The sequence below is a fragment of the Cycloclasticus sp. genome, from assembly GCA_040743155.1.
Classification (GTDB): Bacteria; Pseudomonadota; Gammaproteobacteria; order Methylococcales; family Cycloclasticaceae; genus Cycloclasticus.
On the sequence record JBFLJU010000001.1, the window covers coordinates 501,403 to 527,669 of the forward strand.

Annotated in this window: 21 protein-coding genes; 11 read left to right on the forward strand and 10 right to left on the reverse strand. The window is 44.0% G+C overall.

The features are described 5' to 3' along the window. The first annotated feature begins 19 nt into the window (after positions 1-19). The 5 genes from AB1Y31_02495 to AB1Y31_02515 all read left to right on the forward strand — a co-directional run bounded on the left by AB1Y31_02495 (position 20) and on the right by AB1Y31_02515 (position 7,537). Positions 20-730 (forward strand): NrdJb, encoded by a 711-nt coding sequence (locus AB1Y31_02495; protein ID MEW4982036.1) that lies wholly within the window; start codon positions 20-22, stop codon positions 728-730. 354 nt (positions 731-1,084) lie between these two features. Then, positions 1,085-1,525, forward strand: a complete 441-nt coding sequence (locus tag AB1Y31_02500) for a hypothetical protein (GenBank protein ID MEW4982037.1) — start codon at positions 1,085-1,087, stop codon at positions 1,523-1,525. Positions 1,526-1,781: 256 nt separating this feature from the next. Further along, positions 1,782-3,101: a TolC family protein gene (locus AB1Y31_02505; GenBank protein ID MEW4982038.1), complete on the forward strand. Its 1,320-nt coding sequence runs from the start codon at positions 1,782-1,784 to the stop codon at positions 3,099-3,101. Further along, positions 3,098-4,399, forward strand: coding sequence for an efflux RND transporter periplasmic adaptor subunit (locus tag AB1Y31_02510; GenBank protein ID MEW4982039.1), 1,302 nt, complete (start codon positions 3,098-3,100; stop codon positions 4,397-4,399). The genes AB1Y31_02505 and AB1Y31_02510 overlap by 4 nt, the downstream gene beginning before the upstream one ends. Positions 4,400-4,411: 12 nt before the next feature. Next, positions 4,412-7,537, forward strand: a complete 3,126-nt coding sequence (locus AB1Y31_02515) for a CusA/CzcA family heavy metal efflux RND transporter (protein ID MEW4982040.1) — start codon at positions 4,412-4,414, stop codon at positions 7,535-7,537. Positions 7,538-8,360: 823 nt separating this feature from the next. On the opposite strand, the gene AB1Y31_02520 is transcribed toward AB1Y31_02515, so the two are convergent. From AB1Y31_02520 to cyoA, 6 genes are all read right to left on the reverse strand, one after another. Further along, on the reverse strand, positions 8,361-8,576 hold the full coding sequence (locus AB1Y31_02520; protein ID MEW4982041.1) for a hypothetical protein: 216 nt from the start codon (positions 8,574-8,576) through the stop codon (positions 8,361-8,363). Positions 8,577-8,850: 274 nt separating this feature from the next. Further along, on the reverse strand, positions 8,851-9,594 hold the full coding sequence (locus tag AB1Y31_02525; GenBank protein ID MEW4982042.1) for an SURF1 family protein: 744 nt from the start codon (positions 9,592-9,594) through the stop codon (positions 8,851-8,853). A gap of 35 nt (positions 9,595-9,629) precedes the next feature. Further along, complete coding sequence (gene cyoD / locus AB1Y31_02530; protein ID MEW4982043.1) at positions 9,630-10,001, reverse strand: cytochrome o ubiquinol oxidase subunit IV; 372 nt, start codon at positions 9,999-10,001, stop codon at positions 9,630-9,632. Further along, positions 10,001-10,621 carry a cytochrome o ubiquinol oxidase subunit III gene (gene cyoC, locus AB1Y31_02535; protein ID MEW4982044.1) on the reverse strand — a complete coding sequence of 207 codons (621 nt, stop codon included), beginning with the start codon at positions 10,619-10,621 and terminating at the stop codon, positions 10,001-10,003. Before cyoC ends, cyoD begins: the two co-directional genes overlap by 1 nt. Beyond that, positions 10,618-12,651, reverse strand: a complete 2,034-nt coding sequence (cyoB, locus tag AB1Y31_02540) for a cytochrome o ubiquinol oxidase subunit I (GenBank protein ID MEW4982045.1) — start codon at positions 12,649-12,651, stop codon at positions 10,618-10,620. The genes cyoC and cyoB overlap by 4 nt, the downstream gene beginning before the upstream one ends. 6 nt (positions 12,652-12,657) lie before the next feature. Continuing rightward, positions 12,658-13,620 carry a ubiquinol oxidase subunit II gene (cyoA, locus tag AB1Y31_02545; protein MEW4982046.1) on the reverse strand — a complete coding sequence of 321 codons (963 nt, stop codon included), beginning with the start codon at positions 13,618-13,620 and terminating at the stop codon, positions 12,658-12,660. Between the two features lie 301 nt (positions 13,621-13,921). Between cyoA and AB1Y31_02550 the strand changes: the two genes are divergently transcribed. The 3 genes from AB1Y31_02550 to AB1Y31_02560 all read left to right on the forward strand — a co-directional run bounded on the left by AB1Y31_02550 (position 13,922) and on the right by AB1Y31_02560 (position 17,469). Continuing rightward, the gene (locus AB1Y31_02550; protein MEW4982047.1) at positions 13,922-15,220 is read left to right on the forward strand and encodes an MFS transporter; all 1,299 of its coding nucleotides are present in this window, start codon (positions 13,922-13,924) and stop codon (positions 15,218-15,220) included. Between the two features lie 324 nt (positions 15,221-15,544). Then, positions 15,545-15,970: a DUF3010 family protein gene (locus AB1Y31_02555; GenBank protein ID MEW4982048.1), complete on the forward strand. Its 426-nt coding sequence runs from the start codon at positions 15,545-15,547 to the stop codon at positions 15,968-15,970. Between the two features lie 389 nt (positions 15,971-16,359). Continuing rightward, positions 16,360-17,469, forward strand: a complete 1,110-nt coding sequence (locus AB1Y31_02560; GenBank protein MEW4982049.1) for a hypothetical protein — start codon at positions 16,360-16,362, stop codon at positions 17,467-17,469. A 440-nt stretch (positions 17,470-17,909) separates the two neighbouring features. Here AB1Y31_02560 and AB1Y31_02565 read toward each other — a convergent pair whose 3' ends face one another. Together AB1Y31_02565 and AB1Y31_02570 are read right to left on the reverse strand one after the other, a co-directional pair. Continuing rightward, on the reverse strand, positions 17,910-18,893 hold the full coding sequence (locus tag AB1Y31_02565; protein MEW4982050.1) for a cyclase family protein: 984 nt from the start codon (positions 18,891-18,893) through the stop codon (positions 17,910-17,912). Positions 18,894-19,002: 109 nt separating this feature from the next. Then, positions 19,003-20,664, reverse strand: a complete 1,662-nt coding sequence (locus tag AB1Y31_02570) for a hypothetical protein (protein ID MEW4982051.1) — start codon at positions 20,662-20,664, stop codon at positions 19,003-19,005. Positions 20,665-20,996: 332 nt separating this feature from the next. Between AB1Y31_02570 and AB1Y31_02575 the strand changes: the two genes are divergently transcribed. Continuing rightward, the gene (locus AB1Y31_02575) at positions 20,997-21,335 is read left to right on the forward strand and encodes a thioredoxin family protein (protein ID MEW4982052.1); all 339 of its coding nucleotides are present in this window, start codon (positions 20,997-20,999) and stop codon (positions 21,333-21,335) included. Positions 21,336-21,378: 43 nt separating this feature from the next. Here the strand turns inward: AB1Y31_02575 and yegQ are convergent, their stop codons facing one another. Then, positions 21,379-22,710, reverse strand: coding sequence for a tRNA 5-hydroxyuridine modification protein YegQ (gene yegQ / locus AB1Y31_02580; protein ID MEW4982053.1), 1,332 nt, complete (start codon positions 22,708-22,710; stop codon positions 21,379-21,381). Between the two features lie 166 nt (positions 22,711-22,876). Here yegQ and ubiM point away from each other — a divergent pair, with 166 nt between their 5' ends. After that, the gene (gene ubiM / locus AB1Y31_02585; GenBank protein MEW4982054.1) at positions 22,877-24,085 is read left to right on the forward strand and encodes a 5-demethoxyubiquinol-8 5-hydroxylase UbiM; all 1,209 of its coding nucleotides are present in this window, start codon (positions 22,877-22,879) and stop codon (positions 24,083-24,085) included. Between the two features lie 194 nt (positions 24,086-24,279). Next, positions 24,280-25,296 carry an ornithine cyclodeaminase gene (locus AB1Y31_02590; GenBank protein ID MEW4982055.1) on the forward strand — a complete coding sequence of 339 codons (1,017 nt, stop codon included), beginning with the start codon at positions 24,280-24,282 and terminating at the stop codon, positions 25,294-25,296. Positions 25,297-25,299: 3 nt separating this feature from the next. Here the strand turns inward: AB1Y31_02590 and AB1Y31_02595 are convergent, their stop codons facing one another. Beyond that, entirely contained in the window at positions 25,300-26,235 is a 936-nt protein-coding gene (locus tag AB1Y31_02595; GenBank protein MEW4982056.1) for an arginase family protein, read from the reverse strand. Between the last annotated feature and the right edge of the window lie 32 nt (positions 26,236-26,267).

The window sequence follows — 26,267 nt, forward strand, 5'->3', positions numbered from 1 at the left end:
GTGAACAGGAGATAGGAAAATGACACACAAGATTACACAAGACATTACTGGTTACGAAGTTGTAAAAAAGGAAGAAGAACAAGCTGTGCAACAAGCAGCGGCACCGGCGGAAGAAAAAAGTAATATTATCCAAATGCACGAAAGCCTAAAACGGCCTGAAATGCTTCTGGGCTCAACCTACAAAATCAAAACACCGTTATCGGAACACTCTTTATACATAACGATTAATGATTTAGTGCTAAACCAAGGCACAGATCATGAGCACCGCCGCCCATTTGAAGTGTTTATTAACTCCAAAAATATGGATCACTTCCAATGGATTGTCGCGCTAACCAGAATTATGTCAGCCGTGTTCCGAAAAGGGGGCGACATAACATTCCTAGTGGAAGAGCTCCGCTCAGTGTTTGACCCGAGTGGTGGTTACTTCAAAAAAGGCGGTAAGTTCATGCCCTCATTAGTAGCAGAAATTGGTGATGTTGTAGAATCGCATTTGAAATTGATCGGCATGATCAAAACTGAAGAAATTAGCGAACATCAGCAAAAAATTATGGACGAAAAGCGCGCCCAGTTTGAAGCTGAAAAACAAGTTAAATCAGCAGCGCCAGTAGCAGAAGAGGCGAGTGCCTTTCCAGAAGGTTCACAGTTATGCAATAAATGTAACACCAAGGCGATGATTAAAATGGACGGTTGCATGACTTGCTTGAATTGTGGCGATAGTAAGTGTGGCTAAAAATTAGTGGTTGAGTAAAAAAGAGATATTTTGTTACCCGTCGTTTATAGCGTCATTCTTCAATGGCAAGAGAAAAATAGGGTGCTGGGAAATGATGAAGCTTCTTTATTAGAAGAAGGGTAAAGGATTGTAATCCCCCCAATAATCCATCTCGGTTATTAATGGGGGGATTACACTTTGTCTTTTCATTTTAAATTCTCAATTGCGGTTCATATTAATGGAAAACTTCACTGAAGCTATTCTATTTTTATGGGTTAGTATTTCTCTAAAAATATCAGGGCAGGCAATTAGATATTCATAGACTTAATGCTCTTACCTTGCTTAAAGGCGGTTAATTATTTACACTTAAAAGCGATGGATTATTTTCGCCCAATAAATAGACAAACACTGCTACTGTGGGGCTTATTGCTCTGTTTGGCATTATTGGGTGCGCAGGAAGTTAAACTGCACGTCCATCATCTAAATCATGAGTCCAATGGGCTCTACGCTGGTCAGCATGCCCACGTTATTGATGCCTATGCCGCCAATAAGGTTGGCTATCATCGAACTTCTTTTGTTCATGACTCATCTCACGATCACCATGATGGTGCGGTGTCCGAGGTTGATATCAGCTCTGATGGCTTGTTGAAAAACATCAATAACAATATTCATAGCATCGCGCTATTCGCTCTATTTTTTACTTTAATAACATTTGTTTCCTCACAACTGCTCGTTCAGCGGTGCCGTGAGAGCAAACTGATCCTTCATCAGCCCTACACTATTTCTCCACCTTTACGGGCACCTCCACAGCACTAACATTCTTCTGGGCGTTTTTATTTAACTTCGCGTTAAGCTTTTTGCGTGGAGTTTATAGGCTTAATTTTTGTGGCAGTACGCCATCAAATGCTTTGCCTCAGAAGAAGTTCCCCATCAATTTTTTCGATTTAGTTCTTTTCGGGATGTGAATGTTGAGCGATACATCACAGTCGATTAGGTGAAGCCGAAAGCCATTAATTGTTTTTTAAATATGGTTATGTTTGCTCAATGGGTAAGCGTACACAAGGAGTTTGTAATGCAGGTATTATTTCTTATGTCTAAACAAATAGCGGTGCAATTTGTTCTACTTTGTTTGGCATTTCTAAGCGTCATTGCTTTTACGGGCACGGCAGTTGCTTCGGAGTTGTCAGCTAACAAGCAGACAATCAGTTTGCATGAAGCGGTTATTAAAACCATTGAACACAACCCAAACTTACAGGCGTTTGATTATCAGTTGAAGGCTCAGCAAGGTCGAGTGCAACAAGCGGGTCTGGCCCCAAGCCCCCGGCTCAGCTTTCAACTGGAAGATGTTTTAGGCTCGGGCAATAGCAAGGGTTTAGATAGTGCAGAAGCGACCCTTGGAATTAGCTGGGTGCTTGAACGTGGCGTTCGACAGCGCTATGTTGATGCCGCACAGGCAGGGTCGTCTCTACTTGAAGCAGAAGCTGATATGAGGCGTCTTAACGCAGCCGCTGAAACAGCGCGTCGTTATATAGTCAGTTTGGCCTATCAAGCACGAGAAGCCAATGCGCTTGCTACTATTTTACTTGCACAAGAGACGGTTAAATCGGTTTCTAAACGGGTAAAAGCAGGTAAGACGCCCAAGGCTGAACTGTCTCGAGCGCAAGCAGAATTGGCACGAAGAAAACTTCAACGCGAAGACATTGATCACGAGCTGCTCACCGCAAATCGTCGATTGGCCGCTCAGTGGGGTGAGACGGTGCCGATGTTTACGCGGGTTGAAGGCGATATTACGCGGCTCCCCGAAGTGGCTTCATTTGCATCGCTTAGCTCCCAATTATCTCAAAACCCAGAATTTTCGCTGCTATTGTCAAATCAGCTGTTAAAAAAAGCCGAATTAAAGCTCACTTTGGCGCAAAGCAAGCCAAGTTGGCTTCTTAATGCGGGGGTTCGTCATGCTAGTAATAGCGATGATCAAGCCTTTGTTGCTGGCATAAGCATTCCTTTTGGTGAACGTACGCGCAATGGTGGACGTATTGCCGAAGCACGCGCAGATTTGGCTAGAGCAAACAGTGAAGAGCGGTCGGCACGTATTCGCATAGAAACAGCACTCTTCGTAATACATGAAAAGTTGCAACACAGCTTGCATGTTATTGAGACCGTTCGCGGTGACATTATTCCGCCTCTTAAGCAGGCAGTTATTGATACTCGACGAGTATACGCGCTTGGGCGCTACAGTTATTTGGAGCTGCGCAGTGTTCAAGAAGAATTGCTGGCCGCGCAAAATAGCTTGCTTGAAGCGAGCGTTAGCGCTCAACACTACATTATTGAAATTGAACGATTAACCGGTGTGCGTATGGCGCAACCGACGACTGCATTAGGAGATACACAATGAATAACGTAATAACCCCAGCGGCTATACTGCATAAGACCGTCCGTGCCCAAAACAGCTCTCATCAAATATTATTACCGTTACTATTGGCCTTGTTTCTGAGCGCTTGTGGTGATAACCCATCAGACCAAGGCATCTCGTCGGGTGATGAATACGGTGAAGTGGCTGAAGTAGAACCTGAAAAAGGCCCACATCGCGGACGGCTTTTAAAAGAGGGTGACTTTACCCTTGAATTGGCTATCTTCGAGACAGGTGTACCGCCAGAATTCCGTGCTTGGGCAACAAAAAATGGTCAAGTCATTAGCCCTAATGAGCTGGATCTTAATATCAAGTTAAGCCGTTTAGATGGCACGGTTGATGATATTAACTTTGCTCAACAAGGGGATGCTTTACGTGGCGATACGGTTATTTACGAGCCACATTCATTTCTCGTCAGCATTACCGCCACGCATAAAGGCATAACCCATAGCTGGCAATACGATAACTTTGAAGGCCGCACTAAAATTGAAACTGCAGTGGCCGATGCATTGGAGATTGGAACAGACATTGCTGGTTCTGTCGTCATGCAGGAAGCCCTTGGAGTTTATGGTCAAATTGCAGCCAATAATGAGCAGTTACGTCATATCACCGCTCGTTTTGATGGCGCGGTTAAATCTGTTTTGGTGTCAAAGGGTGAGCGGGTACGCAAAGGTCAAACACTGGCCACGATTGAAAGTAACGAAAGCTTGCAGCGCTTTAGTATCGTTTCACCGATTGCTGGGGTCATTACTCAGCGTGATGTTAATACGGGTGAGCAAACCAATGGCCGTCAGTTATTCAGTGTGCTGGATAATCGCACCGTGTGGGCAGAATTATCTATTTTCCCTGGCGATTTGGCGAAAGTGAAAATGGGTGCCGCTGTCACTATTATTGATAGCGCCAGTGGTTTTATGGCTGAGGGAACAGTATCCCAAATTAACTTGCAGGCAGAGTCAGATCAATCCGTTGGTGTTCGTGTGGTGTTGGATAACACGGCTGGGCAGCTTCTTCCTGGGCGACATATCAGCGCTAACGTAACCATTGGTGAACACACTGCGGCTTTAGCAGTAAAACGAACCGGGCTACAAGCTTTTCGTGACTTTACCGTGGTCTACACAAAAATAGGTGAACAGTACGAAGTTCGTATGCTTGAGCTAGGTTTGCAAGCGGGAGAATGGGCTGAGGTGCTGGGTGGACTGAAACCAGGTGCTCGTTATGTGAGTGAAAATAGTTATGTTATTAAAGCGGATATTGAAAAATCTGGCGCATCTCACGATCACTAAAGGCGAATCATTATGTTAGAAAGTATTATAAAGTTTTCCCTCGAGCGTCGTGGTTTGGTGATGGCGCTTGTCCTGATGTTAATGGGCGTGGGCGCATGGAAATTCACCCAGCTACCAATTGATGCGGTGCCGGATATTACCAATGTTCAAGTGGTCGTTAACACGGCTGCACCGGGTTACACGCCGCTGGAAGCAGAACAACGGGTAAGTTTTCCTGTAGAGACGGCAATGACCGGATTGCCGAAATTATCCTATACCCGTTCTGTTTCACGTTACGGGCTATCGCAAGTGACGGTGGTGTTTGAAGAGGGTACAGATATCTATTTCGCTCGACAATTAGTTAGCGAACGGCTGGGTACAGCCAAAGGTGATTTGCCTCTGTCGTTAGAACCTACCTTGGGTCCTATTGCCACAGGGCTGGGTGAAATTTTCATGTTTACCGTTGATGCTGAACCTGGGGCAACCAACAGTGACGGCAGTCTTCTTACACCGATGGATTTACGTTCAGCACATGATTGGATTATTCGTCCGCAGTTAATGCGTGTATCAGGTGTGGCAGAAATTAACCCGATTGGCGGCTTTAAAAAAGAGGTCCTCGTGGCTCCTGAACCGGCAAAATTATTGGCTTTTGATGTCAGTTACCACGAAGTTTTAAAGGCCATTCAAGATAATAACGATAACCGAGGTGTTGGCTTCATTGAGCACAATGGCGCACAATGGTTAATGCGAGTTCCTGGGCAGGCTAATAACTTGGATGATCTTAGAAAGATTGTTATTACACAGCAGGAAGGCATTCCTGTTCGGGTTAGCGATGTGGCGACGGTTAGCTTAGGAAAAGAGTTGCGTACAGGCGCAGCCACTCAAAATGGCCGTGAGGTGGTGATGAGTACCGTGATGATGTTAATTGGAGAAAACAGCCGCACAGTTGCTAATGATATAGCGATTAAATTGGAGGAGGTTAAAAGTAGCCTACCTGACGGGATTACAGTGACAGCGGTATACAATCGCACCACTTTGGTGGATAAAACACTAGAAACTGTTCAAAAAAATCTGCTCGAAGGTGCGTTGCTAGTTATCGTTGTTCTTTTCTTATTTTTGGGAAATGTTCGCGCAGCAATTTTGACTGCGGCGGTTATACCCATTGCTATGTTAATGACCATTACCGGCATGGTGCAAACAAAAACCAGTGCTAACCTGATGAGTTTAGGTGCATTGGACTTTGGTTTAATTATTGATGGTGCGGTGATTATTGTTGAAAACTGCATGCGCAGATTAAGCACTAGCGGCAATACAAATGATAGCCTGCCACTTAAGGAACGTTTGGCCATTGTTTTTGATGCAACTCAAGAGGTGATGCGCCCGGCGTTGTTTGGCGTGTTCATTATTACCGCGGTGTACCTGCCTATTTTTGCTCTGGAAGGTGTGGAGGGGAAGATGTTTCACCCAATGGCAATCACCGTTATCATTGCCTTACTGAGTGCAATGATATTGTCCATCACGTTTGTTCCTGCTGGGGTGGCATTGCTGTTTAAGAAACCGATTAAAGAGAAAAAAAACGTTGTTATTGAAGCGGCGCAGTCAGTCTATAAGCCGATTTTGTCATTTTCCCTGACATTTAAAAAGGGAGTTGTTGCATCGGCTGTTGCCTTGGTTATCTTCTCAGGCTTGCTGATTCCAAAGCTTGGGTCTGAGTTTGTTCCCAATCTTGACGAAGGTGATATTGCCATGCATGCGCTGCGGATACCCGGCACGTCTTTGACAGAAGCGATACGCTTGCAAAAAGTATTAGAGCCACAAGTTAAAAAACTTCCTGAAGTGGACATGGTGTTTTCTAAATTGGGTACCGCAGAAGTTGCCACCGATCCGATGCCGCCAAGCGTAGCCGATACGTTTATTATTTTAAAACCACGTGATGAATGGCCTGATCCGAGTAAACCGAAGATGGAGGTTGTTGCTGATCTTGAAATGCTGGTTGCTGATATTCCTGGCAACCGCTATGAGTTTTTGCAGCCCATTCAAATGCGTTTTAATGAGCTGATTTCTGGCGTACGTGCAGAAGTGGCAGTGAAAATATTTGGCGATGATTTTGATCAGCTCATCGCATTGGGAAAAGCCGTGGGCAAGGTGATTGAAAGCATCCCCGGCGCAGCGGATGTGGCTGTTGAGCAAACCACCGGCTTGCCTGTGATGACCATTAAACCGAAACGCGAAGCGATGGCACGTTATGGATTAAGTATTACGCACTTGCAAGATACCTTGTCAATTGCGCTGGGTGGAGTCGTGGCCAACCAACTGTACGAAGGTGATCGACGTTCAGATATTGTCATTCGACTGCCTGAGCGATTACGCACCGATATAGATGCCTTGTCGTCGTTGCCTATCATGCTGTCAGATGGCCATTATTTGCCCTTGAGCGAAGTTGCTGATTTGAATTTGGTGATCGGTTATAACCAAGTCTATCGGGAAAATGGCAAGCGTCGGGTGGTGATTGCCACCAACGTTCGCGGGCGAGATTTAGGCTCCTTTGTACAGGCCGTTCAACAAGCCGTGAAAGAACAAGTGGATATGCCGTCCGGTTACTGGGTTGAATATGGCGGTACGTACCAAAAGCTGGAATCTGCCACGCAACGTTTAGCAATCGTTGTTCCCGTTACACTGCTATTGGTGATTGGCTTGCTGATAATGGCGCTGGGCTCTATTAAAGACGCTGCGATTATTTTTTCTGGTGTACCGCTGGCGTTAACAGGTGGCATTATCGCGCTGTTATTGAGAGATATTCCGTTCTCAATCTCAGCCGCCGTTGGTTTTATCGCGTTAAGTGGCATTGCCGTGCTCAATGGTTTGGTAATGGTTTCATTTATTCGAGATTTGCGTACTCATGGGCAAGCACTCAATGAGGCTATTATTGACGGCGCACTGACGCGTTTACGACCTGTTTTGATGACCGCATTAGTTGCCGCTTTAGGCTTTATTCCCATGGCACTTAACAGCGGCATAGGCTCTGAAGTACAGCGCCCACTTGCTACTGTGGTTATTGGTGGGATTATTTCGTCAACCTTGTTGACCTTAATCGTGCTACCAGCATTGTATCGCTGGGTGCATGATCGAGAGCCAACAAAGGGAGGTAGGTCTTTCTAATTCTAAAAAAGAAGGCTTAAATTAGCTCTCAGGAGAAGTTGGTCTTTTTTATAGATTTGACTTACTTGAGAGATTTCAGGTTGGCTAAAGAAAGTTTAGCCAACCTTTTTTGTCAGAACCAGCACTCGTAAGAACGTAAGCACTTGGAAAGAGTGTTAGGCAATCAAATTATAGATGTGGCTGTGTTTGTAGTTCAGGTGATATTTAAAATGAATATGTAAGCCACATGTTGTTTTGGAGGAAGTCGCAATTTATGGTTAAACTCACATTTGTGAAGGTGATAAATTTGGAAGAGGCTATTTGAGTATTTTAAGTACGAGTGAAAACGCTTAATGGTTACGGAAGGTATAAATCTATGAATAAATTCACATTTTATGTTTTTATTTAGTCGCAAACAAACAGTTAATTGGACTTGTGAATTCAGTAAGTACAAGGGTTCTTAGTCGCAACGTATTGTTAAAATCACAAAAACCTTGGTGCTCCAAGCTTCCTTTTTGGTGAAAGTCGCAGCTTATGCCGTAAATCACGAGGAAAGTCGCAGCTTATGCTTAAACCCACAGTTTGGTTTAGTCATAAGTTGCGACTAACAAAGCCTGTAGATTAAGGCTTTAGGTGGCGTATTTAACCCATAAGCTGCGACTAAGCTTAGTTGAAGCGTCTTACACAGTGAGATAACGGGCATATTATCCGACAATCCACTGTTTTTATCTAAAAAAATCAAAAGGGCTATCCATTATTGGGTAGCCCTTTTGTTTATTCGAGATACTGATATTTGTTCGTTCGGCTGAGTCTTGATATTATTCGATGGTTGAATCGAGTTGTTTTAGAATTCCTCGATAATCAATTTCTGGATGATACCCTTACTGTCTTCACTAATCACCTGGTGGCCTTCGCGGGTGTCGAGCGTAGACATCGCAACAATAGACGTAAATTTGCCAATTTTATCTAGAGCGTTCTTATAGCGGATAGCGGAGGTTTTAGAGTTACAGGCTAGCTGTCCTTTTAGGTGTCTGGTCTTTCTACGGCGATATTTATACATTGAATGCTTCTGCGATCAATGTCGTCAGCTCATTTAGCTCAACACCGGTTGAGTGTCATTATTCTCTCCACAACAATTAATAGAGCTTTTAAAATGCCAGAATGTAGCCACTTGCAACCATTTTGCGTATTGCTGATGTCGACAGTTTTAGGATAAACCTACGCTGGTAATGAATAATGGGTTAAAGCGACACTGTAGAGGAAGAAATATTTATGGATTACCTGTGTTCATAATTAAGCCGATTTATTAGTTAATAAGCAAAAGGGTATAGTATTTATGTAATTTTCTGTGAACGGCGTTCAAGCCAGAGTACGCGTAAGGTCATCGCGGCTAGTAATATCGCCAGAGCATACCAAGATATTGCATAAATCAGGTGGGTGTTTCGGAAATCAATTATCGTTAAGCCACCAACAGGTAGACCACCTGGGTTCTTTGTGTCATCAGCATCTACAAAATAGGGTGCGACATTCTTTAGCTCGCGTGTCTGCGCAATTGCAAAGATATCTCGTGAATACCAGTGTTCGGCTGAGGGCTCATTTTTACGTAGCGTTATTCCGTCTGGCTCATTTATCCGGAGTAGGCCAGTGACAGTAATATTTCCATTGATTTGTCCTGATTCACGCGTTGCTGTGTCTGCTGCTTCAATGGGTACATAGCCGCGATTGATGAGTACTATTTCACTGTCGGGTGTTAAAAGTGGAGTGATGACCCAATAGCCATTCCCGTGTTCAGTTAATGCCCAAACCAAGGCCTCTTTGTCATGCAAAAAGCGTCCTTGGATGGTGATATGGCGGTATTCATCTGCTTTTCTTGTGATGCTTGGCCAGTCGTTGATCTTTGGAGCGATGGTTGCTGCAGCGGAAACACGACTTTCAATGCGTTCAATTAAAGCGAGTTTCCAATCTAAGCGACGAAGCTGCCAATTACCGAGCAATATTAGGCCTATTATGGATAAGCTGACAGTACCTAAAATGAGTAACTTTGGTAAGTTAAAAGCTTGTTTTGATTGCTCGCTCAAATTTGAGCCGCTTATTAGTTAAGTTAACCGAGCCGCTAGGATAATGTGCTAACAGCGTCTTTCATCATCGGCATCATATTAAGATCAAGCTGATACATAATCCATACTGATCCAGCTATGACGATGGCTACAAGCATAACGGTGAATGCCAAGGATATGACGACCCAGCCACTTTCTGACTTTGTGTTCAAATGCAGGAAGTAAATCATGTGTACCAGCATTTGTAAGATGCCAAACACGATGATGAGGAAAATGGTGAGTCCGCGGCTTTCAATAACGTCACCAAGCACTAGCCAAAAAGGGATTACCGTCAGTACAACAGATAAGCCAAAGCCCATCATGTACTCTTTCATACTAGCGTGTGGCGCACCTTCAACGTGCTGGTCAATATCTTGGTGAGTGCTCATTACACGACTCCAGTTAAATAAACGATTGAGAAAACACCAATCCAAATGAGATCAAGAAAGTGCCAGAACATACTTAGGCAAAATAAACGTCGTTTATTAGCGACGGTTAAACCGTATTTTTTTGCCTGAACTACTAATACAACCATCCACACCAGACCAAAAAGTACGTGCAAACCGTGGGTGCCAACTAGTGCGAAAAATGAAGACCAAGACGCACTTGATTGAGGTGAAGCGCCAACATGAATTAAATGAGCGAACTCGTATAATTCGATACCAATGAAGGCTGCGCCTAAAGCCCCAGTAACCCCAAGCCATAATAAGGTTCCTTTGAGCTTGTTTTGCTGCATTTGTAATACAGCGAAACCGTATGTTATTGAAGAAAATAATAAACAGAACGTTGAAATAAGAATCAGCGGAATATCAAAAACTTCTTTAGGAAGTGGAGAGCCTGCATAGTTTGGCGCAAGCGCCGCGCGGGTGGCGAATAAAATGGCAAATATCAGACAATCGCTCATCAAATAAATCCAGAACCCAAGCAAGGTTCCAGGCGAGTGATGCGGCTCTTCTTCCATATGAAACATAGGAGCGGTGCCTACTTGATCGCTAGTAGGTGTGCTCATGACAAACCTCCTTTTGCTAGCTGCTCGGTCCGCTCAGCTTCGGTGGCTTCAACTTCTTCTACAGGAATGTAGTAATCACGGTCGTAATTAAAGGTATGAATGATAGAAGCAACAATGACGGAGGCAAAAGAGGCGATGACAAGCCACCAAATATGCCAAATTAAGGCAAATGCCATGAGTGTACATAGCATGGCGATAACAATTCCAGCACCCGTGTTTTTAGGCATATGGATTGCTTTAAAGCCATCTACAGGGCGTTCATAACCATGTTTTTTCATATCCCACCAAGTGTCGAAATTATGTACACGCGGGGTGAATGCGAAATTATATTGTGGTGGTGGAGATGAGGTAGACCACTCCAATGTGCGTCCATCGCCATTCCACGTATCACCGTTATCGTCTCGTAGCTCATCGCGTTTCTGATAACTAACGTAAAGTTGGATAAAGAAGGCGATGATTCCGATAGTAATGAAAATCGCGCCCACAGAAGCCGTATTGAAATAAGCACTGAGGGTCGTGTCTGGGAATTCACTTAGACGTCTAGTAACGCCCATCAATCCTAGAATATACAACGGCATAAAGGCTAAATAAAAGCCGATGACCCAGCCCCAAAAAGAAACATTGCCCCAAAAACGGTCCAGACGGTAGCCGAAGGCTTTTGGGAACCAGAAGTTAATGCCCGCGAAGACGCCAAAGACAACACCACCAATAATAACGTTATGGAAATGCGCGATTAAAAACAAGCTGTTATGTAGCACGAAATCTGCTGGTGGCACAGCCAGTAACACACCGGTCATGCCGCCAATAACGAAGGTGATGATAAAGGCAATTGTCCACATCATCGGTAATTCGTATGTGATCCGTCCTTTATACATCGTAAACAACCAGTTGAATATCTTCGCGCCGGTTGGGATCGATATGATCATTGTCGTTATACCGAAAAATGCGTTGACACTAGCCCCGGAACCCATCGTGAAGAAATGGTGCAACCAAACGACGTAAGACAAAATCATGATAACCACGATGGCGTAAACCATTGAATCATAGCCAAAAATTTGTTTACGACAGTGCGTGGCAACAACTTCAGAAAAGATGCCGAATATAGGGAGAATCAAAATGTAAACTTCTGGGTGACCCCAAATCCAAATCAGGTTGATATACAACATGGCGTTTCCGCCAAGGTCGTTGGTAAAAAAGTGAGTGCCTAAATAACGGTCCATGGTTAATAAAGCGAGTACAGCCGTCAATACAGGGAATGATGCAATGATGAGTACATTGGTAGATAAAGCAGTCCAAGTAAATACAGGTAGCTTCATGTAAGTCATGCCGGGTGCGCGCATTTTTACAATGGTTACTAACAAGTTGATGCCGGACAGTGTTGTACCTACGCCTGCAATCTGCAAGGCCCAGATGTAATAGTCAACGCCAACGCTAGGGCTAAACTGAATGCCCGATAATGGTGGGTAGGCGAGCCAGCCAGTTTGCCCGAATTCACCAATAAACAAGGAAACGTTAACTAAAATAGCGCCACCGATGGTCATCCACAGGCTGAAATTATTAAGAAAAGGGAAAGCAACATCGCGAGCACCAATTTGTAGCGGTGTGACGTAGTTCATAAACCCGGTAATAAATGGCATGGCGACAAAAAAGATCATGATCATGCCATGTGCGGTAAATATCTGATCGTAATGGTGCGCATCGAGAAAACCCTCTCCGCCACTAGAAGTCATGGATTGGTGAGCTCGCATCAGGAGTGCATCAGCAAAGCCACGTATTAGCATGACGATGCCAAGAATCATGTACATGATGCCAATTTTCTTGTGATCAATGCTAGTAATCCACTCGCTCCACAAATAGCCCCAAGCTTTTTTGTAGGTAATAAAGCCCACTAATGCACTGGCCCCAATGACGACTGCAATAAAGGTCGCTAGGAGAATAGGCTCATAATAAGGGATAACGTCCCAAGACAGTTTACCGAATACTGGAGACCAGCGGTCATCGGCGTAAATAGCTTCGTAATCTTTTGACATGCGTGTTTAATTTTCCTCGTGCTTCACTGCGTGTTTCGCTCGGTGCTTATCCTGATGCATCATTTCGTCCATACAGGTTGTTTTAGGGGCAACACAACGGTTTAAAATATCGTGATATAGGTTTTCTTCAACATCAGCATAGTAGGTAATGCGATGTCCTACGGTCTTCTTTTCCAATTCTAGGAAGGTGTCACTGGCAAGTTCCTCATTCTCTGATGAACGTACTTTTTCGACCCATTCTTCAAAGCCTTTTGTGTTTAGGCCATGAAACTTGAAATGCATTTTTGAGAACCCGTGACCACTATAGTTAGCTGAAAACCCATCAAAGACACCTTCTTCATTAATCACCGCGTGCATTTGAGTTTCCATACCGGACATGGCGTAAATTTGCCCAGCAAGTGCTGGTATGTAAAAAGAGTTCATGACCGACCCAGAGGTGATTTTAAATTGGATAGGGCGGTCAACCGGCGCGGAAATTTCATTAACGGTTGCGATGCCGTATTCGGGATAGAAAAACAACCACTTCCAATCTAGGGCGACGACCTCAATGATGAGGGTTTTCGTATTTTCAGGAATGGGCTTGTCTTCGCTAATTCTAGATATAGGTAGGTAAGGGTCTAAGCGGTGGGTGGCCACAAATGTAAGGCCACTTAAAATAAGGACGATAATTAATGGTACTGTCCAAATGATGGTCTCAAGGGTCGCGGAGTGATGCCATTCAGGTTCGTATGTTGCATCATTATTAGATGCGCGATACTTCCAAGCAAACCAGATGGTAAGAAAAATCACTGGAACAATCACAATCAACATTAGTAAGGTCGAAATGTTGATAAGAAATGCTTCTTGCTTTGCAATGTCGCCAAAAGGGTTCATAACGACCCAGTCACAACCTGATAGCGCGAGCGTAGCGATGAACAATAGACACCTTGCGACAAATTTATTCTTTATCGAAAACAGCTTTATTTCCATATTAAATTTGCTCGAGGGCCCAATGTTTTAATTATTTAAGTAGCCCAAATCTTTCGATTATCGATCAATGATAGGTGGGGTGAGGTTCGAAAATATTATATTACATATTATTCTATTGCACATAATCAAATTCTCTCACAATGCCATATATATTGAGTTGCGTTATTAGTGGGATAGATAATTATTGCGATGGCTACAGCTAATGTCAGTTATTTTCGTAAATCAGTTAATGCTTGGTGCACGAATAGCGAATCTAGAATATCATTGAACATAATCTAAGATTGAAGCTAGAGTGTTTTAAATGAATACAAGTACGCATATTGAAAACGATGATTTGTCTCCAGCTTATTCGGAGGTGTTGAGACCGCAGGAAATAGTCTCGACAGTTATCATGACGCGGGTGTCAGAATATTTTGGCTTTTTTGTTTTTGCTATTGCCAGCGCGTTAGTTTTTCCGCAGGTGTTTTTCCCGAATTATGATTTGGAGACAGGGACACTAATTTCATTTTCTATATTCTCTCTGGCTTTTCTCGCGCGACCTTTTTCACGATTAGTGTTCGGTCCACTTGAGATGAAAATGGGTCGTGGGGTGAGAATTACGGTAGCTATGTTTTTGCTAGGTGCTTCGACCATCATCATTGGTTTTATACCCGGTTACGAAGAGATTGGTATGATTGCGCCAATAGTGCTTTGCGTTGCGCGTATCGGACAGGGTATCGGTTCCGGCGGGGCGGCAGATGGTTTGCCGATGATTATGTTGATGAATGGGGTTAAAAAGAAGAGAGGGCGCTACGCAATGGTTCCTCAATTAGGCGGGCCCATTGGATTTGCTATTGCAGCGTCTATTTATTACGTATTAATTGAGTACCTGACACCGGCGGAATTTATTGATTGGGGCTGGCGTTTCCCATTTATTGTTGTGTTGTCTTTGCAAGTGGTTGCACTGTTTACTCGCTTACGTTTGGTTGAAACAGAGGGATACAGAAACGCAGTTAAGCGCCACCTTTTGCGTGCAACGCCTGCGTTAGATGTTCTAAAAAACCACTGGCGAGAAGTTATCTTAGCTACTTATTTACCAATGGCTTCTTACACGTTATTACACCTTATTACCATTTTCCCACTGGGGTATTTAAAGCTGTTTTCTGAGCTATCAGTGCCAGACTTATTAATCATACAAGTGGCTGGCTGTGTGGTGGCTGTATTGACGTGTGTCATGTCGGGTATTTTGACGGACCGCTTTGGACGCAGGCCATTTTTAATCGTAATTGCGCTAATGATTGGTGTCCTCAGCTTCTTTATGGAAAACTTTTTGACTAACACGTGGTTGTTTATGATGGTTGGCTTTAGCCTGTTTGGCCTGTGTTTTGGTCAGTCGAGTAGTACGTTGCCTCACCGGTTTGAAAAAGAATATCGTTTCACTGCCGTGTCCTTGAGTACAGATTTGAGTTGGATATTCGGGGCGGCATTTGCACCCATCATAGCCATTAGTTTAACCATTTGGTTGGGACTAGAATTTGCCGGCTATTATTTATTAACCGGGGTGCTTGCCACGCTGTTTGCGCTTTATCTCGCAAAGGCGGAACCTTTTGAAGATGATTGAATAATTAAGTATAGTCAAAATCATTTGGTCACTAGGCTTTCGAAGGTTTAAATTCTTTTTCGTTTACATTGGGTTACCATTAACCTTCTATGTACCTTAGTGATTTGAAGTTTATAGGTAATAGAGAAAGCCTGGAAGTAGGCGGGTAGTGTTGAGAATAAGAAACTCGCACTTTATGCTTATACATTAGTCGTAACTTAAGGCCCCATCAGATTTATGGGCTTAGTAAATATTAGGTATGCTAGTCGCAGTTTATGTTTTAACCGACATGAATTGCTTCTTTAGTTTTTATAAAAATTGATACAGATTGAGCAAAGAATATAAATGAAAATTTGTGGTGTAGAATTGTCCGGTAATGACGCGGTTATTTGTTTACTTCATTTAGAGCATCAGCAATTTAATTTACCCGATTGCAGAGTACGTAAGTTGAGCTTGCCGAAAGCTCACACACGGGACGACTTACAGCAGTTTCAAAAGGCCTTTTCAAAACTGATGAGTGACTATGGTGTTGAAAAGGTTGCCATTAAAGAGCGCGCGCTAAAGGGAAAATTTGCCGGTGGTGCCATCGGTTTTAAGTTAGAGGCCGCTATTCAACTTATTGTAGGTATTGATGTGATGGTCTTGTCGCAAAAGGATATTAAATTAGCACTGTCGGAAAATCGCTTACCCATTAGCTTTGCCGAAACAGGATTAAAAGTCTTTCAAGAAACAGCATTTAACATGGCTTATGTTGCGCACGTTATAGAGTAATTTACTTAGCTGGCTGACCCTTAGAAATTTTAGGGCGAGTCCCGCAGCGGGTATAAAAATCAACTGTCCTGAGGGAGCCGTAGGTGAGGGTTTTGGGTGGCACTTTTCTGGTTACTTTTTATGTTGCTATAGACAGAAGAGTAACTCGCCTTTCAGGGCGAAACCTGATGAAATAATCAAGGGCACCCAGCTTGATATTTAACGAGAGTAATAGAATCAAAGAGGCCAGACTCGGTTGATTTTCTAAAAGCTTACAAACTGACAGGCTCTAAGGGTGTTTCCTTAGAGCCTTTTCTACTTTTAAATCTAACAAATGTTCAAATTCTCACCTAAATGGTTTATCGTCACCGCTTCACAAAGATAAATAAGATAATAGAAGGAGAGTATTCGTGTCTGATCAAGCAACAACGCAGCCTATTTCGTCGGTACTTATCACAGGATTTATCGGGATAATCATCGTCTTAGCCATTGCTGCATTATGTATTTTGCCATTTGAGGAACACTTTTTTATAGGCTGGGTTGGTATCGCCTTTATGTGTGCTACACCAACACAAATGATTTTAGGTCTACTGTGGCATAACAAACTACCAACAGCAGTGGGGAGCCTATCGCAACCTTACAAAGGTTTGGCCTTTACAGCTATTACGATAGCTGCTGGTGTATTTTTTACGGTCATCTTGTCTAGCCTTGTTGGGCAAGGGTTTGGTGATACACCGATGTTTATTCAATACATAATATTAACGGTTGTGGTTACTTTGTGGCTCGTCCCACTATGGCAATGTTGGCCTTTTAGATTATTAAGTCAAAACCCGCTAGTTTTCGGCTTACTTACTTTATTAGCTACTTATGCGGTTGCTTATATTGTCTGGTTAATATTTTTTGATTACACGGCTTTAGCGCATATACCCACCCCCAATGGTGAAATAGTTCACCCAATGTATCATCCAGAAATAGATCCTAAAGGGCTATTCAATTCATGGGTAGCGATGACGTTCGCAGTGACAACAGCGGGAGTCATTGTGGTTCATTCATTGTTCGACTTTTTGCCTATAAAAAAACTGTCAGCAGGTAAACCACAACCAATTTTCGGTTTAGTGGGAACGGTATATGTACTTGTATTAGCATTTTTAATTCGTTGGTTTTTTACCAGCATTATTGAAATGGAAGAGGTTAGCTATATGATTCAAGTGCCTGTTTGCATGATTTTCGGCAGCTTTTTAGTCAATAACATGATGCAGTTCGGTTTATTCCCTAACTTAAAACAGCCGATTAGAGGCTTTGCCTTAATGGCTTGCGCTATTATTGCGGCGCTCATCATGTATCAACTGTATAAATTTGCCTCTACATGGTTTGTTGGTCATGAGTTAATATCTGGGCCGGCAGCAGGGTGGGCATTAGAGCTATGGGTTGCAACGGCCATATTAGGTGTGACCTTTCCAATTATATTCGTCGTATCAGGCTATTTTGACTTTTGGCTGTTAAAAAAACCGACTAAATAATATCCATAATTATAGGCACCCTAATCGCAATATTCTAAATGGTTTCGGGCCTGCGCTAAGCTGAAACAGAGGTGACTACTGATCCGAAACGTTTCAGAATTTTAAACGCGATAAAGGGGTTGAAAAAGCGAATTGCTTTGCCGATGTTGACCTTTTTTTCCTATAAGCCTCACCGAAGAAAAGTTGGTTTTTATAAGGCCTTCCGTTGTGGTTGATTGAACCCTTGCTTTTTAGGGCAAGTTTCACAGCGCTTATAAAAATTAACTGTTCTGAGGGAGCCGTAGGTGAGTATTTTGGGTGGCACTTTTCTGGTTACTCTTTTTTGCTAAAGACAAAAGAGTTGCTCGCCCTTCAGGGCGAAACCTGATGAAATAACTAGGGCAGCCAGCTTGATATTTAACGAGAGCAATAATAAGGCAAACCGGCTAGCCCTGACTTCCCTAGTACAGAGCAATGATTCTTAGCGGTGTTCCTGTCGCCCCTTTAAATTTAGTCGGTAACATTATGGTCGTGGTTGTGTAGCGTTTTTGTGCAGCTAGTTCATCCGTTTTTACGTTCTCGACGATATATATTCCTTGCTTAACTAATAAGTGTTGGTGTACGGGAAATATTACTTGCGGGTCTTCTCCTGGCATCACTTCCAGTGCCATGTTGTCTGCTCCGATAGCGACGACACTTTTTGCGGCTAGCCACTTTGACGCGGCCAGTCCAATGCCGGGGCCTGTATGAGCGTAATGCTGTGGCTTGGCGATGAAATTTTTACCCCAGCCGGTGTGAATAAAGACGATGGCTCCCTTGGGTATGCTAGTACCTTGTTTTTTTAGTGCGCCTTGTAAGTCTGCAGGGCTGATGGCATAACCGGCTTCAAGATTCTCTACACCCTTGTACGCGGCCACGTCAATGAGGATGCCGGTGGCGATAAAAGGCGGTGATTTATCGATGCCATTATGATTTAGGCCAATATCGGAGGCGGCTTGCTCTCGGTCGAAACCGTTGTATTGTTCTGCTGCAATAGTGACATGACCTAGCGCGTCAATATGAGTGCTGACGTGAGTGGTCATTTCAATGCGTTCCAAATAAAACCCTACCTTGTTGGTTGCCCCCATTTTCTCGCGTAAAAACTTTTCCACATTTTTTGAGGTGCGCGCCAGCGTCATTACGTAGGGCGTTTGAATCGGGTCAATATAGGGCGCACCCATGGCTACGTCGTGGGAGAGCTCGATAATTTTGCCGCTTTCAACGGCTGTTAGGGCAGCTTTAATGCTGTTGGCGGTCATCAAATTGCCGGCACCGAGCACGTCGTCTTTGCCCCAAACCCAATTATTCTGCCCAAGGTCCACGTCTGCAATAACGACTTGGCTCGATATGAGAAGGCTTGCCGCCAATGCGGAAGATACTAAACAGGACTTGATTTTAGTGTTCATATTATTGGGCTCCAGAGGTGCTGTTTATGCGCTGGTTATAAGCCAGCGCGGTGACATATTAAGGACGCTATTAACCGAGCAGAATCCTATAGGTGGTTTTTATGAAATACTATAAGTGCGAACGTTTCAGCTTGGTATCTGCATTACGCCAATAGGACTTAAGCTGACGCTTCAGTATGTTAGCCTCTTCTGTACGACCTTGAGCTTGTATCGCTTGGTAAAGCCCAAGGGTTGACCAACCACTTTGCTGGTTCCATTCAAGGTCTTTTCTGTACACGGCTTCTGCTTCCTCGGCGCGGTTTGCTGCCAGTAACGCTGCACCCAAATACAGGCGCATGGATTGTGGCCAATCGGGCGGCTCGATATAGCTATTGTTGCCTTCTAACTGCACGGCTGCTGTAAAGGCTGTTATCGCGCCCTTGAGGTCGCCTTGTGCTTCGCGAATTTCTCCGAGTAAACCATTAGCCGCTAAGTTGAGCAGGTGTGATGCGGGTGTTGGGTCGACACCGGTGTCATTCACGCCATCAGCGTTAATTTGTTGACGAATGTTTTCCAGCTCCGCTTCTGCTTGAACAAGTTGCCCATTGGCGACCAAAGCACTACCCTTGACATAGCTCCACATGCCCTTTAGGTAGGGCGTTTCGTTGTGCGGTTCTTTGGTGTTCAAAATAACGTCCCACTTACCAAATATTTTTTCAACTATCCAGTTTTGAGCAATGCGTTTTTGACCACGGTTAATCATTGCGGGGTCTGCGCTTGAATTGCTAGCACCTTTTTTGGCTGCACGGGAAGCCGCTGCATAATTGCCCTGTAAGGTATTGGCAAAGCGGACAAAGTCGAGCGCGTGGGGGGCGTGAATTTTATGTGACAGTGGATACGTGCCGATTAGTGGAAAATTGGTGTCTCCCCAGATTTTTGCAAACTGTTTGTCAACAATTTGGGAGCGTTCATTGCTTCGTGCCGCCTTTTCATACTCACCTACGCGCAGATAGATATGCCCTGGCATGTGTACCATGTGCCCGGCAATAGGTGCTATGGATTCGAGTTTTTGCGCGGAGGGCAGTGCGAGTTCGGGCTGTGTCGACGCTTCCATCAAGTGAATATACAAGTGGTTAGCGCCGGGGTGACCAGGTTCGGCAGTCATCGCTGCTTCAAAGGCGGCTTGGGCTTCTGCGGTGCCGGATTTTGCTGTGCCGTCCGGTTTCCAGTAGTCCCAGCGCGTGGTGTTCATGTAAGACTCGCCAAATATGGTGGCGATATCGGCGTCAGCGGGGTATTTCTTGTGTAGCTGGCGCATGGCATCTAGAAAGGCGAAGTCACGCTTAACTCGGTCGGGATTTGAATGTTTGTCATAAAGAACAAATAACGCGTTAATCAGCTCTCGTTCTTTCGGTGTTCCGTTATCGGCTAGTTCCCGCGCCTTGAGAATAGCGGCAAGGCCTGTCCCCTTGGGGTCATCTGGCATTTGTCTGTAACGACTATTCGGGTTGGGTCCGATGGCGTGTGCAAGGCCAAAATGTGGCATGGGGCTCTTGGGGTCAAGGCGAGCGGCTTCCTGATAAGAGGCGATGGCTTCTGGAAAAAAGAAACTCCAAGCCAAACGTAAACCCTGGTCAAAAAACGTCTGAGCTTGTTTTGAGTCGGTAGAAATAGTGCGGCTATAGGTGCCGCTACCCGGTACTAACACAGCCAGTGCGGCTTCCTCTGCCGCGACGACAGTTACGGGGGTCAGTATTGTGGTTATCATCAGTGATAGTAGAAATCTACGCATATGGCTCTCCGATAGTCATAAGTTGTACTGCTAAAATGGTGGGGTAGAACGCTCACTTATTAAAGCGCGATGAACTCGCATCCGGTGCAGTCAACTCAATACACTTTAATTAGTAACGCCAAAGATAGTATCACTAAAATAAATATAATAATATTCCCTAAATAACGATCCGGATTAGAAACACGAGCACCTACATGGTTGTTAAATTCAATGCGAACTTGGAGATAAGTTCGCTTGATTTAGGTGATGCACGCACAGATTATTTAACGCCAGTAATCTCCCTCCAGCACAGGTTAATTGTTTATTATCTGTAAAGACTATTCACAGGAAATATGATGCAAGCCAACCCTACGGAATTTAATCCACATTATGCTGAAGATGCTCTAACTCATGAACAGGTTCGTGACATAGTCGGGGGTGCTCTTCTAGAGTTTGGCGCGCCGTGGTGTGGGCATTGTCAGGCTGCACAGGCCGCCGTGGAAGAAGCCCTGATAGGGCATAACAGCCTACCGCACTTAAAAGTATATGATGGAAAAGGCAAAAGGTTGGGGCGCGCATTTCAAGTAAAGCTTTGGCCAACACTCATTAAAATACATAACGGTGAGGAAGTAGCTCGCTTGGTTCGGCCTTTGCTTGCTGAAGAAATAAGGCAGTTAATAGAACAAAAATAAGGGCTAAAAACGGCCTATTTTTCATTTAAACGACATCGTTACGTTAGCGGTCAATACGAGCGCTTTGTTCATCTAAATGCCGGCACAAAAGGTAAGAACCTGCATTTTTAACGGGTATATCTAGCGGTAACCATACTTGATAGCCACTCCCTGCCGCACATTCTATCGGCTGGCCTTTCTTATCCGTCATGCTGTTTAGTTGAAAAGAAATATTGCCATTGGGAGTCACTAATTCTAAATTATCACCGATTGAAAACTTGTTTTTTACATTTATCAACACAGAATTCTTTTCAGTGTCCGTTTCTATCACTTCGCCAACAAATAACTGCCGTTGACTACGTGAACTACTGTCGCGGTAGCGTTGCATTTCTTGTGGTGCGTGTATTTCAAAGAAACCATCGGTATAGCCTCGGTGCGCTAAGTTTTCTAGTTCATACATCAAGCTGGGGTCAAACTTTTTGCCGCTGACGGCATCATCAATAGCACGGCGATAAATTTGTGCAGTACGAGCCGTGTAGTAAAAAGACTTGGTACGTCCTTCAATTTTTAAACAATCAATTCCCATGTCTACCAAACGATGAACATGCTCAACCGCACGTAAATCTCGTGAATTCATAATGTAGGTGCCGTGTTCATCTTCTTCAATGGGCATAAACTCGCCAGGTCGACCTTGTTCTTCCAGTAAATATTGTTGCGAAGCCAACTCAATATCACCTGGCTTCCATACGCCGGTATTTTCAATACTACTGTCCGTATCATTATTGCTGACTTTGTAATTCCAACGACAAGAATTGGTACAAGTTCCTTGGTTGGGGTCGCGGTGGTTAAAATAGCCAGAGAGCAGGCAACGGCCTGAATAGGCAATGCATAAAGCACCGTGAATAAAGACTTCAAGTTCGATATCAGGGCAATCGTCACGAATGGTCGCAATCTCATCGAGTGATAATTCACGAGAAAGAATGATGCGCTCAATACCTACAGATTGCCAAAACTTAACCGACGGCGAGTTGAGCGTATTGGCTTGTACCGATAAATGAATAGGCACGTCGGGCCAGCGCTCTTTGATCATCATAATCAGCCCAGGATCCGCCATAATCAGCGCATCTGGTTTCATATCAATAATAGGCTCCATGTCCTTCATAAAGGTTTTGATTTTTGCGGTATGCGGCAGAATATTGGTGGCAACAAAAAACTTTTTTCCCAGTTCATGGGCTCGATTAATGCCGGCTTCTAGGTTCGGTAGTCGAAAGTCATTATTACGTACGCGCAAACTGTATCGAGGTAGTCCCGCATAAACAGCGTCAGCGCCATAAGCGAAGGCAAAATCCATATTCTTAATTAATCCGGCTGGCGAGAGTAATTCGGGTTTTTTCATGGTGCTGTATCGAGAGTGAGAAAGCGCGCATTATAAAAGCAAACAATCTAGGGGTTAAGGCAGTACATAACATCGTTTTAACTTCCCTCACTGTTTCATGATATAGCTCAATAAACAGATCAAGTTTGAGGCTTAGAATAATTTTTTTACGACTTGGATGATGCTGATGGATTTTGATATTGCGATTATTGGTGCTGGCCCTGCTGGTTTAAGTTTCGCTTGTTCGTTAAAGGATAGCGGTTTGAAATTGCTGGTGCTTGAAAAGCAAAGTAAAGCGGATTTAGCCACACCCAACAATGATGGGCGAGATATTGCCTTAACCCATTTCTCACGTGACGTGATGATGAAACAAGGCAGTTGGCAGCGTATTAAAGACGCCAACATTTCACCACTAAAGCACGCTGAAGTAATTGATGGCGACTCGCCCTATGTTTTACGGTTCGAAGCCCCCAAAAAAGATACCTCATTGGGCTTTCTAATTTCTAACCACATTATTCGCCAAGCCATTTTTGAAGAGTTTAATACGCTTGATAATGTCACCTTGATGGATGAAACCGAAGTAAGTTGTGTCAGCACGAATGATCAAGCTGGAACGGTTCAATTAAAGGGTGGCACATCTTTTCAGGTATCTCTTATTGTGGCTGCGGACACGCGGTTTTCATTAAGCAGGCAGCAAATGGGGATTTCAACCGATTCACATGACTTTGGCCGCACTGCCATTGTCTGCCAAATGGAGCATGCATTGAGCCATAACAATACTGCATTTGAGTGCTTCCATTATGGGCAAACTTTGGCTGCCTTACCGATGCCAAAGAATACCTCATCTATTGTTATCACCTTGCCATCAACGAAAGCGAAAACTGTCTTGGGCATGAGCAATGAAACCTTTAATGCTGATATGGAAAAGCGCTTAAACTCGCAGCTAGGTAAAATGACTCAGTTAGATAAAAGATATTCTTATCCCTTGGTCGGCGTACATGCTAATAAATTTGTTAGCCAACGTTTTGCATTAATTGGGGATGCAGCCGTGGGTATGCACCCCGTTACCGCGCATGGTTTTAATTTGGGTTTAAGTGGTCAAGAAATATTGGCTACGGAGCTTATTCAAGCGAAGAAAAAAGGCCGTGATTTTTATTCTGATGATGTTTTAAAAGCCTATCAGCGTAAGCACATGCTCATTACGCGCCCCTTGTATCACGGTACAAATATGGTGGTGGACTTGTTCACTAATGATAGTTTTCCGGCAACCATTTTAAGAAAGGCTGTTTTACGATTAAGCAACAATATCCCGCCAGTAAAGTGGGCTATTCAACATAAGCTGATGGCAAAAAAACAAATGGAATCACTGCTGCCACCCTTTCCATCGTTATTTTAGCGAGAGTAAAGTTAAGTAGCATAAAGGGTTTAGGCGGCTCATTTTTTATAACTAGCCCCTTGTGCATCTAATAAAAAGTTCTGTTTTTGTTGGTAATGAATTTTGCACGAATTTTTTGATCAAATAACTGAACCAATGAGGTGGTATGCTGAGGCATCACCTTTAATATTTATTAGTTTTTCGGACGTATAAATATGAAACTTATTGATGTTGATACGCTAACGCAAATTATTTCCCGAACGGGGTTGGAGCGTTTTAATTTGCAATTGCTTCAGCTGTTGGAGCAAGACTTTTCTCATTGGGAAGCATTCCAAAAATCGCCTCGGCACGTGACCAGTTACCCGCATGGGGTGATTGAGTTAATGCCTTGCGCGAATGATGAGTTTTATAGTTTCAAATATGTGAACGGGCACCCCGCTAATACTCGCGAGGGCAAGCTTTGCGTGGTTGCAATGGGTCTGTTGGCCGAGGTTCAACATGGTTATCCGTTAATGTTGTGTGAAATGACCTTATTAACCGCACTGAGAACGGCGGCGACTGCTGCGTTGGGGGCAAAGTATTTGGCGCGAAAAAATAGTCGGCATTTGGCGCTTATTGGTACCGGTGCGCAGGCTGAGTTTCAGGCATATGCGATGCTGGCGCAGCGCCCTATTCAACAGATTAGTTATTTCGATATTGACCCGCGCGCGATGGATAAGTTTGAGAAAAATATGGCAGCGTCTGCTGTGGAGCTTGTACGGTGTGAAAGCGTGGCTGAGGCGGTATCTTCTGCCGATATTATTGTCACCGCGACGGCAGCTAAACAACAGGTGGAATTGTTTGGCATTGAGCAGCTGAAGCAGGGCGTGCATATTCATGCCATGGGCGGTGATTGTTTGGGGAAAACAGAGTTTTCATTGGACGTTCTGCAACAATGCAAAGTGGTGGTTGAGTATGTTCCGCAAAGTAAAGTCGAAGGGGAAATACAACAGGGCAACGAGTCGTTGATTCATGCTGAACTTTGGGAAGTTATCACGGGGAAAAAATCAGGCAGGTTAAACGATCACGAGATGACCTTTTTTGACGCGGTCGGGTTTGCGCTCGAAGATTTTTCTATCTTAAAGTTGGTTTACCAATTAGCCAGAGAGATGAACGTGGGCAAAGACATTGATTTGATTCCTCAATTGGATGACGCAAAAGATTTATTTAGTTTGTTGAAAACAGAGCGCTAAAGGCTAGTTATCAAACAGGGCCGTGATCAACCGAAGAATCAGTTTTTCGGTTTTCTGCTCGATATCATTGCTCGGATTAAACTCACTGATTTCAAGGCCAACTAATTTGTTTTTATAAGTAAAATTATTAAACATAGAAATAAGCATAGCTCCCGCAATTCCATCTTTCTCGGGTGTTTCAACAGCGGGTGCATCTTCAGGGGTAATAGCATCTAGGTCTAGGCTGATGCCAAGCACATCACATCGTGTTAACAAGTCTTCAGCAAGGTTGTTGAGTTGTTGGGATGGCGCTATGTTGTGCAACAGCTGTTGCATGCTATAGATGCTCGCATTTGCCTTGTTTAGTAATACGAGTTCCTCTGGTTCATAACTACGTGCGCCTAAAAGTGATAGGTTCTCACCCAGTAAATAAGGGTGTTCGGTGTGTTGATTTAGCGGTAGTTGCGGATACGTTGCCTGTAAGTTTTTATCAGCCTTGTTCAGCAGAACCGATAGCGGCATACCGTGCAAATTCCCCGATGGCGATGTATCCAGCGTATGCGAATCAAGATGCGCATCTATCCAGATAAGCCCCAGAGTTTTTGTTGGCATTGCCTGTATTACGCCAGACCACGTACCGATAGCACTTGAGTGATCACCAGCGACAACGAGGAATGGTCGATCTGCGGTGTTATTACTGACGTTTTGCAACGTATGCTGATACGTTAAAGAAGCCACTTGATGATTTATTTCATGAAGACAACTAAGCGAGTTTGCAGGGCAATCAACGGCGGTTATGATTTTTCTCCAGCATAACTCAAGGTTTTTATGGCTTAAATAATCTTGAAATGGTGAGCAGCGAATAACGTAAGGCGCGTTGTCGCAGGCTTCTTGCGACCCTCCAAAACAGGCAGCAACACCAATGGTATTAATGAGCGTAATGGCTTGATTTGAGTCCATGTCTCGGCCTTTTTCAAATCCTGTTTAAATGG

Excerpts from the sequence above, each read along its gene's own strand:
- AB1Y31_02515 (MEW4982040.1), top strand. The coding sequence starts at position 4,412 with ATGTTAGAAAGTATTATAAAGTTTTCCCTCGAGCGTCGTGGTTTGGTG.
- AB1Y31_02550 (MEW4982047.1), top strand. The coding sequence starts at position 13,922 with ATGAATACAAGTACGCATATTGAAAACGATGATTTGTCTCCAGCTTAT.
- AB1Y31_02555 (MEW4982048.1), top strand. The coding sequence starts at position 15,545 with ATGAAAATTTGTGGTGTAGAATTGTCCGGTAATGACGCGGTTATTTGT.
- AB1Y31_02590 (MEW4982055.1), top strand. The coding sequence starts at position 24,280 with ATGAAACTTATTGATGTTGATACGCTAACGCAAATTATTTCCCGAACG.
- AB1Y31_02505 (MEW4982038.1), top strand. The coding sequence starts at position 1,782 with ATGCAGGTATTATTTCTTATGTCTAAACAAATAGCGGTGCAATTTGTT.
- yegQ (MEW4982053.1), bottom strand. The coding sequence starts at position 22,710 with ATGAAAAAACCCGAATTACTCTCGCCAGCCGGATTAATTAAGAATATG.
- AB1Y31_02575 (MEW4982052.1), top strand. The coding sequence starts at position 20,997 with ATGATGCAAGCCAACCCTACGGAATTTAATCCACATTATGCTGAAGAT.
- AB1Y31_02565 (MEW4982050.1), bottom strand. The coding sequence starts at position 18,893 with ATGAACACTAAAATCAAGTCCTGTTTAGTATCTTCCGCATTGGCGGCA.
- AB1Y31_02570 (MEW4982051.1), bottom strand. The coding sequence starts at position 20,664 with ATGCGTAGATTTCTACTATCACTGATGATAACCACAATACTGACCCCC.
- cyoB (MEW4982045.1), bottom strand. The coding sequence starts at position 12,651 with ATGTCAAAAGATTACGAAGCTATTTACGCCGATGACCGCTGGTCTCCA.
- AB1Y31_02510 (MEW4982039.1), top strand. The coding sequence starts at position 3,098 with ATGAATAACGTAATAACCCCAGCGGCTATACTGCATAAGACCGTCCGT.
- cyoA (MEW4982046.1), bottom strand. The coding sequence starts at position 13,620 with ATGGAAATAAAGCTGTTTTCGATAAAGAATAAATTTGTCGCAAGGTGT.
- cyoC (MEW4982044.1), bottom strand. The coding sequence starts at position 10,621 with ATGAGCACACCTACTAGCGATCAAGTAGGCACCGCTCCTATGTTTCAT.
- cyoD (MEW4982043.1), bottom strand. The coding sequence starts at position 10,001 with ATGAGCACTCACCAAGATATTGACCAGCACGTTGAAGGTGCGCCACAC.
- AB1Y31_02520 (MEW4982041.1), bottom strand. The coding sequence starts at position 8,576 with ATGTATAAATATCGCCGTAGAAAGACCAGACACCTAAAAGGACAGCTA.
- AB1Y31_02595 (MEW4982056.1), bottom strand. The coding sequence starts at position 26,235 with ATGGACTCAAATCAAGCCATTACGCTCATTAATACCATTGGTGTTGCT.
- ubiM (MEW4982054.1), top strand. The coding sequence starts at position 22,877 with ATGGATTTTGATATTGCGATTATTGGTGCTGGCCCTGCTGGTTTAAGT.
- AB1Y31_02495 (MEW4982036.1), top strand. The coding sequence starts at position 20 with ATGACACACAAGATTACACAAGACATTACTGGTTACGAAGTTGTAAAA.
- AB1Y31_02500 (MEW4982037.1), top strand. The coding sequence starts at position 1,085 with ATGGATTATTTTCGCCCAATAAATAGACAAACACTGCTACTGTGGGGC.